Below are 12,742 nucleotides of genomic sequence, written 5' to 3'. Positions count from 1 at the left end.
ATTTCGCCACGCAATGACAAATCAAATTAGTAACCATTTGGGTGGGCGCCGAGTACACTGACTATGTAGTTTGATGCCCATTCCAATCGAGGCTCATACGGTCTCAAAGCAGGCGAAGGGAAGTGAACCGTCAGTCTATGGCAGTCATTAAAACGAACTCCGAGGATACGAAGATGCTCGCGCGCCTCATGCGGGCGGAGGCAGAGGGCGAAGGCGAGCTTGGCATGCTGATGGTAGGCAATGTCGGCGTGAATCGCGTTCGCGGCAATTGTTTGGACTTCAAAAACATTCGCTCCATTCCGCAGATGGTCAATCAACGGCCTGGCGGTTTTGAAGCAACGACAAAGGGCTACTTCTACCAAAGCGCGCGCGATAAGGAGATCCGCTTAGCCAAACGAATCATTAACGGTGAGCGCCAGCATCCCGCTTCTAACGCATTATGGTTTTTCCGCCCTGCAGGCAGTTGTCCAGGAACATGGTATGACCAGTCCAACAGCGGAAGATATAAGAAGCATTGTTTCTTTGTTCCGACACAAGGCGACTGTCCTGCCGTCTATTAAGTCCATTTCTAATGTGTGAAAGTGAGGAAATTCAACATGTCTAACGGTTATGGCTACAAAAATCAGGTAAGTCCAGCTAACACAGGTTCCTACCCTGGCTATGGCTACGGCGGGTACGGCCATTATGGCTATCCAATGAGCCCTCAGCCAACTCCTTTCCCTGTACAGATGCCCACTAACATGCAGGTACAGGCGGCTCAAATGCAGCAAGCACCACCCAACGTACCGAGCGGTGCATTCGTTACGCCTGCCGGCGGCAATATCGTTACCCTTCCTGCTATCGAAGAATCATACGTAGAGAACATTCTCCGCCTGAACAGAGGCAAGATGGCTACCTTCTATATGACATACGAGAATAACCGGGAATGGAATGCCAAAATTTTCAAAGGTGTCATTGAAGCAGCCGGACGCGATCATATCGTAATCAGTGATCCGACGACTGGCATGCGCTACTTACTTTTGACACTTAATTTGGATTACGTCACCTTTGATGAGCCTATTGCTTACGAATATCCTTTTCAAGGTAGCGTCGTAAGCTCGTCCACTCCACTCGGGATGGCTACGCTCGGTACCGTTAATTCTAGCCGCTAACCGCATCGCTATTGTCAGCGTCTAGATGAACTGGCTTGAAGGTCCACACATGCAATTTCGCGTTCCCACCATCTATAAAGCACGAAATGGGAAACCAAGAGGAACGCTCGCTGCAGCGTTCTTCTTTGATTCGTTCTGCTTCAGATACTGAGGAGGCCGCCCATACCTCAACAAAGAGATTGAGTTGATCTGTTCCTTCATATAAATACATTTCATTTTCATGCTGTTTCACAAGCTTCTTAGTCAATTCGAGGAATTGGGATCGGTTATGTTCCAAAATACGATATTCCGCAAAACAAATATACATATTCGCCATGTCTCCTTTTACTTACATCACGGTGAAACGGCTGTCGCCGTCTTTTGTTTGCGCTGCGCGTTACATTCCAAGAAATAGAGATAATGGATGACGAATTCATATCCTTATCTCTATTTTGATAAAGTTCCCCTGAACCGTCGATACTACACCTAATCATTTATTATGGGAGGATTCGATATGGACACTGGAACACATCTTGTTATGGGCATTGGGCTCGCTGGGCTCGCTGCAATCGATCCCGTCATCGCAAGTGATCAAACGGTCCAGACCGCAGTCTTGCTGGGCACCGTTATCGGATCACAAGCGCCCGATCTAGACGGTTTGCTGCGTTTAAGAGGAAATGCTGTATATGTTCGCAATCATCGCGGCATATCCCACTCTTTGCCGGCAATTGCCATATGGACACTGCTGATTACCGGCATCCTTCAACTATTTTATCGCGGCAGCCTGCCTTGGCTTCATATAGGAGGATGGGTGCTTCTAGCCGTATGCGTGCATGTATTCACGGATTTATTCAATACCTACGGCACGCAGGCTATGCGGCCTTTCACTGACAAGTGGATCTCATGGAATATTATCCATATCTTCGATCCGATTATTTTCACCGCCCATATTATTGCCATTATACTTTGGGCTGGCGGCTTAGCAAATCCTGCTTTCATATTCCCGTTCATGTACGCATTGCTGGCCATATACTTCGTCTGGCGAACGATAACGGCTAGGAGCACCGTACAACGTATGAAGAAGCTCGACTCCGAATATGAAGTCGGAGACGTATATATTGCTATCCCGACCATTTCTCTCACAATATGGAATATCGTGAAGCAGGCCAAGGACGGTGGATTCGTCATCGGCAATTTGCGTAATGACAAGCTGAAATGGCTGGATAGGGTGAAATGCTCTGACCATCCTGCTGTTGCCAAATCAAAAAACGACCCAGCTATTCGCTCATTTCTCTATTTCACAAGCTTCGCATGCGCAGATGTGCGAGAGCATCAGTGGGGTTATGAGGTGAGGTGGTGCGATGTTAGATATCGCCATCGCAAGCAATATCCATTCGTTGGCGTGCTGCTTATGAACAAAAACGACGAAACGATCGGCTCCTATGTGGGCTGGCTGAGCGATGAGCGATTGATGAAAAGATTGCGAATGGACACCTATTAAAAAACATAAACAACTGAAGCCGTCATTTCTATTAAGAAAGCTCCGCCTCTAAAAGGCTGGAGCTTTCTTTAACATATAGGAAAGGATATGATTTCGCCATCCTTTGTCTATATTGCTCGGAATGAAACGCGCAGCGCCCACAACAGACGGCGGAAGTCATTTTACCTTGTTTGTCACAAAAAGACCAGCGCATCTCGCTACCTACTGTGATAAAATAAAGCATACCGCATTAAAAAGCCCAAGGCTAGCCTTGGGCTTCATTTGATCATTGTGTATTAGAAGCGATTAACGGGAGCCGCCAGATAGCTGTTGCTCAGCAATTTGGACAAGCTTTTTCGTAATGTAGCCACCTAGGGAGCCTGCATCACGCGTCGAGACATTACCGTAGTAGCCATCTTGAGGAATTTGCACGCCCAGCTCTTGTGCTGCCTCAAGTTTCAGTTGTTGTATAGCTTGGTTTGCTTGTGGAACAACAAGTTGATTGCTTCTGCTTCCTGCCATAATGTATTTCTCCTTTCGTCCTCTGCACTTTGATGTTAGTTGCAAGCTTGCAAACTTATTATGTGCACTACTAAGGAAACTATTCTAAACCATTCAAAAATATATTGATGATTTGTTAAGGAGAGATTATCACTGTGTCTAAGCCGCTTTCTTTGTTCTTTTCAGTGCTTGCTATCTTGTTTATGAGCGCTATGTCTGTCTCAATCAGCTATAATGGCTGGTTAGTGCTGCTATTTGGCCTGCTTAGCCTATTTACCGTTGGTGCCGGGTTTATTGTAAAAGCCCGCTTACGCCGAAAAAACCAAGACTGACGACAACCGTCTGCCTTGGTTTTTTTTGAGAGGCTTAGCCGCGAGGAGGAAGGAATCCCATTCGTTCCTTCACATCTGCGAGCGTACGGTCTGCAATTACAGACGCGCGTCCTGCACCTTGCTTCAGAATCTGATGGATTTCACCTGAGCTGCGGATTTCATTATATCTAGCTTGTAGCGGCTCGATAACCGAAACAACATGCTCCGCGAGATCTTTTTTGAACGGCCCATAGCCCTGACCCTCATAACGTGCCTCAATTTCTTCTATGCTTATATTCGCACAATGGGCATAAATACTCATCAGATTGCTGATTTCAGGCTTGTTCGCAGGATCGAATTTCACTTCGCGACCGGAATCAGTCGTCGCTCTGCTAATTTTCTTGCGGATGACAGCCGGCGGATCAAGCAGCGCAATATAGCTGCCCACATTCGGATTACTCTTGCTCATCTTTTTGCTAGCGTCATCAAGTGACATGACACGTGCGCCCACCTTAGGAATGTATGGCTCTGGAATCGTGAAATATTGACCAAACCTCGTATTAAAACGATGCGCGAGGTCACGCGTGAGCTCCAAATGCTGCTTCTGATCATCACCAACAGGCACTAGGTCTGCGTTGTAGACTAGAATATCAGCAGCCATCAGCGTCGGATAAACGAATAAACCTGCTCCAACCGAATCCTTGCCTGCCGATTTATCCTTGAACTGTGTCATTCTCTCCAACTCGCCCATATTAGCTAGCGTCGTGAACAACCATCCAAGCTCAGCATGTGCACGAACATGTGATTGTACGAACACATTCGCCTTGAGCGGATCAATTCCAGCTGCGATAAACAGAGCAGCTACCGCCTCCGTCTGCTCTCTAAGCGCGGCAGGGTCCTGCGGTACCGAGATTGCATGAAGGTCTACGACCATAAAGAAGCATTCCTCTGTATGCTGAAGCTTTACGAAGTTTTGCATCGCACCGATATAGTTTCCGAGTGTAAGCTGACCGCTTGGCTGAATGCCGGAAAGTACTTTTTTCATCTTACTTATTCCCCTTTTCATCTCAAGATACTGGAGAGTCCAGCTTACAAGGTGAAACGACTGTCGCTATCTTTTGGCGGCGCGTTTCATTCCTATACTTAAAAAAACGCAAAAAATCCCCCGCCGCAAGGGACGAGGGACCGTGGTGCCACCCTAATTTGCTTATGGAACGCTCTCTTTACACCCAAGCGCTGGTTAATTCCCATAAGCCTTCTTGCTCCATAACGGTGAGCATCCGTACAAACATACTAACAGCGCTTGCTGCCTGTTCCGTTCATAGGCTCCAGGATCCATTCGGCGTCGAAGCTTGCACCGATTTGCACCAACCATCGGCTCTCTGTTAGCAAGTCATTCATGCTTACTTATTCCCATCATTGCATTTAAGAAAATTATACCTAGGAATTCCTTAAAGTCAAGTTTCAAAACAGTTGTCCTATTGTAGCATTCTCAAGCATAAGCTATACTGGTAATCGTAATCTTTACAATAAGAGAGGATATATCGATCATGTTGAAATTTTTGTTCCGGTTCGGTACGCCATTGCTTGGCGCCGGCTGCTTGATCATGCTGGCGTTGATTGTTACGGAGCGTGAATGGCCATCGCAGCTATTCAACGCTGCCAATCTGCAATCCTTTAAAATTCTTTTTATCAGCATTATATTAGAAGCTTTTCCATTCATTCTGCTCGGCGTCCTATTCTCGGCGTTACTCCAAGTATTCGTAACCGATGAACTCATCCAGAAGTTTACGCCCAAAAATCCAATAGCCGGTGTTCTATTCGGCGCATTGCTTGGTATCCTGTTTCCATTATGTGAATGCGGCATGATTCCAGTCGTGCGCCGCCTGATTCGCAAAGGCATGCCCGCTTACATCGGAATCGTCTACTTGCTCGCGGGGCCAATCGTTAATCCCATTGTTTATGTTTCGACCTTCACGGCGTTTCGCACGAAGCCTGAATTGGCCTATTCTCGAATGGGACTTGCCTTCGTAATTGCAGTCATCGTCGGGCTCCTGCTATACAAATTCATGAAAAGAAGTCCACTCAAAGCGACACCGTCGCAACATATGGCCCACCATGGACATGCTCACAGCCATGACCATGGTTCGCATAGCAGCGGCTTCAAAGGCAGAGTCGCTTCCATTCTCTCGCATGCGTCAGATGAGTTTTTCGAAATGGGCAAATATTTAATTTTCGGTGCGCTGCTGACCGCGGTGATTCAGTCTGTCATCGATCGCAGCACACTTGCCGCTTTTGCCGACCAGCCTGTATTTTCTTATGTGTTCATGATGGGATTTGCATTTATACTGTCCATTTGTTCTACATCCGACGCCTTTATCGCTTCTTCCTTCAGTGGAATGTTCGATTCCGGGCCATTGCTTGCCTTTCTCGTGTTCGGTCCAATGATTGACCTCAAGAACACGCTAATGCTGCTGACAACATTCAGAGTGAAATTCGTATTGGTATTAATTGCTTTAACGGCTGCGCTTACCTTTGTCGGCGCATGGATTACGGAGGTGCTGTTATGAGTCACCATTTAATTAGAGCGGCCATTCTTACGGGCTTCGCAATGTTTATCGTCTACTTGGATCGATCAGGTGAAATGGTGCTGTATATTGCTCCAAGGATGGAGCTTTACGTCAAACTGTCCGCTCTCGGGCTTTATGCTGCAGCTATTTACCAAATCTATGCCGCACTGCAGAAACGAATGGGTAAGCAGGCTCTTGCATGCGACTGTGAGCATGAACCATCTCCTTCCATCCTAAAAAACGTTCTGATTTACGGCTTATTTGTATTCCCATTGGTACTCGGCTTTCTTGTCCCTACAGGAACGCTTGGCAGCGCGCTTGCTTCCAAAAAAGGAATGAGCCTCTCAGGAAGCGCAGGTATCGAGCGTAAGGAATCGATTGCCCTGCCTGCACCTGAACCGAAGAGTGATGAAGATTCTGCAAATTCAGCGTCACCGCCATCAAATGATGGTGGCAAGGACACAGAAAGCTCCATCGACGCGCTGTTTCCATATGATGAATATACCGAGACTCATGCGGCCTACGGGAAAAAGCTTTATGAGCAGCCGCTAATCAGCGTTCCCGAGATACAATTTATTGAGACGCTTACGACGCTTGATTTATACCGTGAAGCTTTTATCGGAAAAGAAATTGAAATTACAGGTTTTGTTTACCGCGAGGAAGATATGGGCAAGGAACGGCTTGCCGTAAGCCGCTTCGCTATGAATTGCTGCTCAGCAGATGCCCTTCCATATGGTCTTATGATCAACTGGCCTAAGGCGCTCGACTATGTTGACGATGAATGGGTCACCGTGAAAGGAACCTTAACGACGTCTACCTATATGGATAATGAAATTATCACACTGGATGCCATCAAGATCGAAAGGGTCAAAGCTCCTGAATCGCCATATGTATATCCGGATCTTAATTTTGGCTAAAAGAAAGAGCTGACGGTATCCGTCAGCTCTTTTCCTTTATTCATGTGACTGTCTATTGTGATCCCATAAATCATTTCGTTTCGGATAATAGCGTGAATTCCAATTGGCCATATTGTAATTAGACTCAAACAAAATACTGGCTGACCAAGAGTTCGAGGTGGAGCGCACTGAGAAATCGTATAAAATCTCGCCATGCGTCCAGTCCTTCCTAAATTTCAGCGATTCAATTGCCATTTGCTTAAATGCTTGTACTTGAGAGGAAGACAGCCCCTTGTCCTCCATCTCGAACTTTCCGTTCTTGCTCTCAATGGGATGATGCCTAACCCCAAACTTACCAACAGCACTATTCCTGATATGTATTAATACCGTTCCTGCAGTAGCATTAGTCAATTCACCCTCTAGCTGGCGAAAAACAAATTCTACTTGGCGTGCAAGTGATGCCGAATCCGTTTGCATACAAATTATCCTCCTTTATGATTTATTAGGTATGAGTTTCCATGTAGGTCTTATTGCATATTATATAGTGCTTTTCTATCATTTACAATATATTAATAATAATTTTATTGTATAATCCGATATATTTCGACTTTTAATTAAGAATTATTGTACAAGTTTTACACAATAAAACAAACCTCAGCTTGAATTCTAAACTCAGAAGTCGATTATGATTCAAATTAACTATCTTTTCGTAACTAAAATTAGCTTTGACCTGTTCCCTACGTAAACGAACCCTGAAACCAGGTTATAAGAACCAATGAATATTATTTAACAGAAATTCACATAAACAATTTTCGTTTACCGATAATGGTATCATTTTCTAATTGTTATTACACCGAAAATCAATTTGGTATTTTCCGAAAAGCCGCATGCGGGGCTTGAAAATTTAAAAATTTTGTAAATCGACAATTATAGACCAATTTCACAACGGGTGCTATAATATGGATAAATTATAATAAAAGGAGCGCTTACATAATGAGCCAATGGTACTATTCGCTTTCTGTGCGCAATAAGCTGATGATCACTTCCTACTTTAATTTAGCAGTGTTCGCCCTCATTATGCTTGTTGTTTTATCCGCATCAGGCGGCTCGGTTGTTGCAGGCATTATCGTCACAATTATCATGGCAATCGTAACGTTCCCGCTCGTTTCTTTCATTGAGAAATCGATAAATAATTCCTTCGATGAAATTAAAGGAACAGCGCTTCGGATTTCCAAGGGAGATTTCACGCAAAAAATCGACACCACTTCCTCCTCTGCACTAGGCGAACTTGGTCATTCCTTCAACAGCATGATAGACAAGCTTCGAGATATTCTTACGGAAACGTCAAACATTATCCGTCATGTATCCGATACGAGTCACAGCATATTCGATAAAAACAACAATATTCAAATTGCTATGCAGCAGGTAGCCGCTTCCGCCAACGAGCTTGCAACCGGAGCAAACGAAATATCCGAGGATGTATCGGATATGAGCGAATCCATTACGGAGATCGAAGAAAAGGTTTCAGATTATGCCACTTCAACGAAAGAAATGAATACGCGTTCAGAGCAAACGCTCCAGCTCGTTGACAAAGGTATGAAAGCGCTTGATATTCAAGCTGAAGGCATGCGCCGCAACGTAGAAGCAACAGAGAAGGTATCTGCGACGATTGAAGAGCTCGCTCGCAAAGCTCGTGGAATCAGTGCCATTACGACGACGATCTCCGATATTGCCGAACAGACGAATCTGCTTTCCTTGAATGCTTCCATCGAAGCTGCACGCGCAGGTGAGCATGGTCGCGGCTTCGCAGTTGTCGCCCAAGAAGTTCGTAAGCTCGCAGAGGAATCGACTGCTTCTACTAAAGAAGTATTCAATCTTGTGAAAAGTATCGACGAAGGAATCAAACTCACCATTAGCAACATGAAAACAAATGAAGAGGTTGTTAAGCTTCAGACCGAGCATATCCAAGAATCCGAGGTCGTGTTTAGCGAAATTGTTCAAAGCGTCCAATTTATTACTGACAAAATATTCGTGTTCTCCCAAGAAAGCGATGCGATGCTGGAGAGCGCCCGTAAAATTTCCGGAGCGATCCAAAATATCTCAGCGATCACACAACAATCCGCAGCAGGTACGGAACAGGTTTCTGCTTCTATGAATGAGCAAATCGCTTCCGTACAGGCAGTTGTTGAAGAAACCGAGCGGATGCGTACAATGGCCGCCCAGCTGCTTAGAACCATTAATGTGTTTAAGATGAAATAAGCACCAAAAAGACCATGATCAACCTGCGAAAGCAGATCGATCATGGTCTTTTCGTTTTGCAGCGTTAAGCCTGCTGCTTGGCCCTATACGCTAAGCGACGCTCCTCGCGCTCGCTTTCTTTCATTTTGGGACAGCTATAACAATAATAGCCTCCTTCGACATGGTGATATAAGCAGCATGTCGATTTCATCCTCATTTGCTTATCTGGGTTGTCTAAGGATTCAATCATCCGAAACCTAACACTAAGCGGATTTTTGTTCCGACTGAAGATTCCAGCATCTAACGTCTTTACGATCTCAAAATAACGCTCTCCCTTTTGCTTCACTTGCTTACTCACATCCATGCCCATCAGGCGATCATATCCGTAAGCAAGGGATGTAGGCAGCTGCCCCCATAACATGCCAACCTGCAGCGTGCCGACCTTGGCAACCGATTCATACAACGGCAGTACCGTGAGCTCGAAAAACGCCGTTATTTTATCCTTTGCCCAAATATCCTCATCTTGTTCAGGTGCGGCTTCGAATGTATCATCAGATAAGAAAAAATTAGAAGCTATATACTCATGTCCGTTATAAACTTCTGTATAAATTTGGACGGTTAAGTTTTCTAAAGACAAGTCCAATGTTTTATCCCATGCGGATAGCATATACAACAGACCTAGCATAGGACCAGTAAACCATCCCGCTGTGTATACCTCCGATACAGATGGATCATTGCCTTTTAGGTGAAGATTGTATTGTTCCAGAAAGAATTTCATCTTATCCTCATCCAAAAGCTCCGTCACAGGATAGCTAAAAATCAACTTTTCTTTTTTAGTAAAGGATAAATCAAAGTTGCTCTCCAGCATCTCCCTCATTGCTTCATCCATCATTACGCCGTCCCCTCATAAAAACCCAATTGCAAGTATGATTCATTATTCTTATAGTATACAAAACTCGATAATGATTATCAATTACAATTAGTCATTTGGGTGGTCAGCTCTCCAAGCTGCTCAATCGCTACCGTAACCACATCACCAGGCTGCAAAAAAACTCTTAAATCCCGCGGATAACCAATAACTACCCCTTCCGGTGTACCTGTTAAAATCAAATCGCCGGGCAAAAGTGTCATATGCTTGGATATGTAACTAATAATGGTGCGGCATGAAAAAATCATATCCGCTGTGCTTGAACTCTGTTTTACTACACCGTTCACGCTGCAAGATATATGAAGGTTGTCTGGATCGACTACTTCATCCGAGGTCACAATATACGGCCCAACCGGGGCAAAGCCATCACAGCTTTTCCCCAGCATCCATTGGGATGTACGCCGCTGCAAGTTGCGTGCCGATAAATCATTAGCACAGCTGTAGCCAAACACATAGTCCAGCGCATCGTCTTCCTCAATATTTTTGGCTGTCTTTCCGATAATGATGGCCAGCTCTGCCTCGTAATCCACCTCATTGCTTGTGAGGGGGATCTCGACAGAATCTCCATGGGCACTTAAAGCATTAGCAAACTTATTAAACAGAATAGGAGAGGCTGGGATTTCTGATTTCGTTTCTTCAGCGTGTTTTCGGTAGTTCAAACCCACGCATATTATTTTTTGAGGCCGGTTAACAACGGGGGCAAACTGAATGCTCTCTTCATCCAAGAAATAGGGTCGGTTAGCCTCGCTTAATATAGCTGTATGCAGCGCCGCCAGCTGCGCTTTCGCAGCAGCTCCGCCCTCGATAACGGATTCCATATATGCCGGAGCTGACAAACCGAGCGACACGGCTGCCGCTTTCACATCAATAATGCCTGCCTCCGTCTTCAACCCTAATCTTACTTCATCATCTTGCTTGAATTGCAATAATCTCATAATCGGATTCCTCCTTCATCATTCGTGAGCCAACATCTTATTTCATCTTAAGCTCCTGGTATTTCCTTGTAAAGTGCATGAAAGCTTCGCTCATGGGTAAAATAGCGGCACAGTTAATTTACACTCGATTGCGGGGAAGGTCTAATATGCACAAAAATCATTTACTAAAATGGATACCTGCTGCTGGGGTTGCTTTACTCAGTTTACTGATCCTCGGCGCATCGATTGATTCTAATCTTTACTCAACCAATAGCAGCCAAACGATAACCTATCATCCCCAGAAAACGAATAAAAAACGTCGCGTAGACTCTATGTCATGGGTCAAGCTTCACAAGCAGTTTCCGAATACGTTTCTATTGAATGGGCCTCGCCATTCCAAACGTGTCGCCCTTACCTTTGACGATGCTCCTGATTCCAAATATACACCGCTAATATTAGAGATATTAGCTAAGCACAATGTTTGCGCCACCTTTTTCATTGTCGGAAACCGCGCAGCCAAATACCCTGCAATTGTGAAACGAATACATAATGAAGGACATGTTATTGGCAACCACTCTTATGATCATGCCTTGTTGTCAACGCTTCAACTTTCAGGTTACCAGAATCAGATATGGCAAGCAGATGAGATTATACGCCAAATCATCGGTTATTCACCGCATTTCATACGCCCACCTTATGGCGAAATGCTTCCTCAGCAGGTCAAATGGAGCAAGTACGCGGGCTTCTCCATCGTCAACTGGGATGTCGATTCCGTAGATTGGAAAAATAACCCAAGCAGTGCTTTGATCATGCAAAACATAAAAAAAACACTTCAGCCCGGGTCAATTATTCTTCAGCATGCAGGCGGAGGAGCAAATCAAAATTTATATGGAACGGTGAATGCCTTGCCTAAGCTTATCACCCTGCTGCGCAGCAAAGGGTATGAGCTTGTGACCTTGCCAGAGCTTATCGGACAGCCTGCCGCGCGATAACCAAACAGCAGCCCTCAAGTGAAGGGCTGCTGTTTGGTTAATCCTATTATTCAAGAATGAATACTTTTACGTCTTGAAAGCCAAATGACATCGCTTGGCTTGTTACCCCAGGTACGAAAATATCAATTCGGTTGCCCTTGATTGAGCCCCCAATGTCTGTTGCAGTAGCTATCATGCCGCCCTGCGGAAGCCCGTTGTAATCATAGCCCGTTACGTATAGCTTTGTGCCAAGCGGAATCATTTTCGGATCAACCGCAATCGTGCCTACCTTCAGCTTATCGCCAAAATAATCGACTGCTCCCCATTTGCCATTCTCCGCAGCAGCAGCTGTATAGGCCGTAGCTTGTACACTTAACGCTTTAGAGTAAGCGTATTCTACTCCGTTTGTAGCAGTAATCGTCTGTGCAGAAGTATCTGCCATTGCTTTCATGGCTGCTTTCTTGTCTGCCGCAGGCGCTGCTGCCTCAGCTTTCTTAGAAGCAACTGGAATACTGAGTTTCAAACCTTTGTATAGGTTAAGCGGATTAACCTTTGGATTCGCATCGATCAATTCATTTACGGATACGCCATATTGCTTGGAGAGCTTCCAGAATGTATCATTGTCACTCGTTGTATGTGTTTTTGAAGCTGCATCCACCGTTCCTGCGGCCATCATAACGGATAATCCAATAACGGCTGCTGCTAAAGTACTTCTTTTAAGCATGCGGTAAATCCTCCTGTGCGTCCCCGAAGTTTCACAACTTCGAGAGCGTTATTTATAAATAACGTTAAGGGCGGCAAGC

At 45.1% G+C, this 12,742-nt stretch carries 15 protein-coding genes and 1 other annotated feature; of the genes, 8 read left to right on the top strand and 7 right to left on the bottom strand.

Annotation, left to right across the window (positions count from 1 at the left end; translation table 11 throughout):
- Positions 1 to 137: 137 nt before the first annotated feature.
- Positions 138 to 560: a cell wall hydrolase gene (locus tag FGT79_RS20655; RefSeq protein ID WP_138754866.1), complete on the top strand. Its 423-nt coding sequence runs from the start codon at positions 138 to 140 to the stop codon at positions 558 to 560.
- A gap of 36 nt (positions 561 to 596) precedes the next feature.
- Positions 597 to 1,151 (top strand): spore coat protein GerQ, encoded by a 555-nt coding sequence (gerQ, locus tag FGT79_RS20650; protein ID WP_138754731.1) that lies wholly within the window; start codon positions 597 to 599, stop codon positions 1,149 to 1,151.
- Here the strand turns inward: gerQ and FGT79_RS20645 are convergent.
- A complete protein-coding gene (locus FGT79_RS20645; RefSeq protein ID WP_138754730.1) occupies positions 1,141 to 1,458 on the bottom strand; it encodes a hypothetical protein in 318 nt (105 codons plus the stop codon). The genes gerQ and FGT79_RS20645 overlap by 11 nt on opposite strands.
- 186 nt (positions 1,459 to 1,644) lie before the next feature.
- Between FGT79_RS20645 and FGT79_RS20640 the strand changes: the two genes are divergently transcribed.
- Positions 1,645 to 2,631 (top strand): metal-dependent hydrolase, encoded by a 987-nt coding sequence (locus FGT79_RS20640; protein ID WP_138754729.1) that lies wholly within the window; start codon positions 1,645 to 1,647, stop codon positions 2,629 to 2,631.
- A 285-nt stretch (positions 2,632 to 2,916) separates the two neighbouring features.
- Here FGT79_RS20640 and FGT79_RS20635 read toward each other — a convergent pair whose 3' ends face one another.
- Positions 2,917 to 3,132 carry an alpha/beta-type small acid-soluble spore protein gene (locus FGT79_RS20635; RefSeq protein WP_138754728.1) on the bottom strand — a complete coding sequence of 72 codons (216 nt, stop codon included), beginning with the start codon at positions 3,130 to 3,132 and terminating at the stop codon, positions 2,917 to 2,919.
- A gap of 134 nt (positions 3,133 to 3,266) precedes the next feature.
- Here FGT79_RS20635 and FGT79_RS31290 point away from each other — a divergent pair, with 134 nt between their 5' ends.
- Entirely contained in the window at positions 3,267 to 3,443 is a 177-nt protein-coding gene (locus FGT79_RS31290) for a DUF5325 family protein (protein ID WP_171056349.1), read from the top strand.
- A 34-nt stretch (positions 3,444 to 3,477) separates the two neighbouring features.
- Here the strand turns inward: FGT79_RS31290 and trpS are convergent, their stop codons facing one another.
- Entirely contained in the window at positions 3,478 to 4,467 is a 990-nt protein-coding gene (gene trpS, locus FGT79_RS20630) for a tryptophan--tRNA ligase (protein WP_138754727.1), read from the bottom strand.
- A 125-nt stretch (positions 4,468 to 4,592) separates the two neighbouring features.
- Positions 4,593 to 4,851, bottom strand: a binding site (T-box leader).
- Positions 4,852 to 4,972: 121 nt separating this feature from the next.
- Between trpS and FGT79_RS20625 the strand changes: the two genes are divergently transcribed.
- Positions 4,973 to 5,992 carry a permease gene (locus FGT79_RS20625; RefSeq protein WP_138754726.1) on the top strand — a complete coding sequence of 340 codons (1,020 nt, stop codon included), beginning with the start codon at positions 4,973 to 4,975 and terminating at the stop codon, positions 5,990 to 5,992.
- Entirely contained in the window at positions 5,989 to 6,909 is a 921-nt protein-coding gene (locus FGT79_RS20620; protein WP_246096523.1) for a TIGR03943 family putative permease subunit, read from the top strand. Before FGT79_RS20625 ends, FGT79_RS20620 begins: the two co-directional genes overlap by 4 nt.
- A gap of 36 nt (positions 6,910 to 6,945) precedes the next feature.
- Here the strand turns inward: FGT79_RS20620 and FGT79_RS20615 are convergent, their stop codons facing one another.
- Complete coding sequence (locus tag FGT79_RS20615; protein ID WP_138754724.1) at positions 6,946 to 7,365, bottom strand: O-methyltransferase; 420 nt, start codon at positions 7,363 to 7,365, stop codon at positions 6,946 to 6,948.
- Positions 7,366 to 7,881: 516 nt separating this feature from the next.
- Here FGT79_RS20615 and FGT79_RS20610 point away from each other — a divergent pair.
- Positions 7,882 to 9,147 (top strand): methyl-accepting chemotaxis protein, encoded by a 1,266-nt coding sequence (locus tag FGT79_RS20610; protein ID WP_138754723.1) that lies wholly within the window; start codon positions 7,882 to 7,884, stop codon positions 9,145 to 9,147.
- 64 nt (positions 9,148 to 9,211) lie between these two features.
- Here FGT79_RS20610 and FGT79_RS20605 read toward each other — a convergent pair whose 3' ends face one another.
- Together FGT79_RS20605 and FGT79_RS20600 are read right to left on the bottom strand one after the other, a co-directional pair.
- Positions 9,212 to 10,018: a (2Fe-2S)-binding protein gene (locus FGT79_RS20605; protein WP_246096522.1), complete on the bottom strand. Its 807-nt coding sequence runs from the start codon at positions 10,016 to 10,018 to the stop codon at positions 9,212 to 9,214.
- Positions 10,019 to 10,095: 77 nt separating this feature from the next.
- A complete protein-coding gene (locus tag FGT79_RS20600) occupies positions 10,096 to 10,989 on the bottom strand; it encodes a fumarylacetoacetate hydrolase family protein (RefSeq protein ID WP_138754722.1) in 894 nt (297 codons plus the stop codon).
- A gap of 146 nt (positions 10,990 to 11,135) precedes the next feature.
- On the opposite strand from FGT79_RS20600, the gene FGT79_RS20595 reads away from it, so the two are divergent.
- On the top strand, positions 11,136 to 11,960 hold the full coding sequence (locus FGT79_RS20595; RefSeq protein WP_138754721.1) for a polysaccharide deacetylase family protein: 825 nt from the start codon (positions 11,136 to 11,138) through the stop codon (positions 11,958 to 11,960).
- A 46-nt stretch (positions 11,961 to 12,006) separates the two neighbouring features.
- Here FGT79_RS20595 and FGT79_RS20590 read toward each other — a convergent pair whose 3' ends face one another.
- Complete coding sequence (locus tag FGT79_RS20590) at positions 12,007 to 12,663, bottom strand: 3D domain-containing protein (protein ID WP_138754720.1); 657 nt, start codon at positions 12,661 to 12,663, stop codon at positions 12,007 to 12,009.
- Between the last annotated feature and the right edge of the window lie 79 nt (positions 12,664 to 12,742).

Source organism: Paenibacillus sinopodophylli (genome assembly GCF_005930355.1).
Lineage (GTDB): Bacteria > Bacillota > Bacilli > Paenibacillales > Paenibacillaceae > Pristimantibacillus > Pristimantibacillus sinopodophylli.
This window is presented reverse-complemented; position numbering and strand designations above follow the sequence as displayed.

Coding starts and splice junctions, on each gene's coding strand:
- FGT79_RS20600 (WP_138754722.1), bottom strand. CDS start 10,989: ATGAGATTATTGCAATTCAAGCAAGATGATGAAGTAAGATTAGGGTTG.
- FGT79_RS20655 (WP_138754866.1), top strand. CDS start 138: ATGGCAGTCATTAAAACGAACTCCGAGGATACGAAGATGCTCGCGCGC.
- gerQ (WP_138754731.1), top strand. CDS start 597: ATGTCTAACGGTTATGGCTACAAAAATCAGGTAAGTCCAGCTAACACA.
- trpS (WP_138754727.1), bottom strand. CDS start 4,467: ATGAAAAAAGTACTTTCCGGCATTCAGCCAAGCGGTCAGCTTACACTC.
- FGT79_RS20610 (WP_138754723.1), top strand. CDS start 7,882: ATGAGCCAATGGTACTATTCGCTTTCTGTGCGCAATAAGCTGATGATC.
- FGT79_RS20645 (WP_138754730.1), bottom strand. CDS start 1,458: ATGTATATTTGTTTTGCGGAATATCGTATTTTGGAACATAACCGATCC.
- FGT79_RS20590 (WP_138754720.1), bottom strand. CDS start 12,663: ATGCTTAAAAGAAGTACTTTAGCAGCAGCCGTTATTGGATTATCCGTT.
- FGT79_RS20620 (WP_246096523.1), top strand. CDS start 5,989: ATGAGTCACCATTTAATTAGAGCGGCCATTCTTACGGGCTTCGCAATG.
- FGT79_RS20595 (WP_138754721.1), top strand. CDS start 11,136: ATGCACAAAAATCATTTACTAAAATGGATACCTGCTGCTGGGGTTGCT.
- FGT79_RS20605 (WP_246096522.1), bottom strand. CDS start 10,018: ATGATGGATGAAGCAATGAGGGAGATGCTGGAGAGCAACTTTGATTTA.
- FGT79_RS20640 (WP_138754729.1), top strand. CDS start 1,645: ATGGACACTGGAACACATCTTGTTATGGGCATTGGGCTCGCTGGGCTC.
- FGT79_RS20625 (WP_138754726.1), top strand. CDS start 4,973: ATGTTGAAATTTTTGTTCCGGTTCGGTACGCCATTGCTTGGCGCCGGC.
- FGT79_RS20635 (WP_138754728.1), bottom strand. CDS start 3,132: ATGGCAGGAAGCAGAAGCAATCAACTTGTTGTTCCACAAGCAAACCAA.
- FGT79_RS20615 (WP_138754724.1), bottom strand. CDS start 7,365: ATGCAAACGGATTCGGCATCACTTGCACGCCAAGTAGAATTTGTTTTT.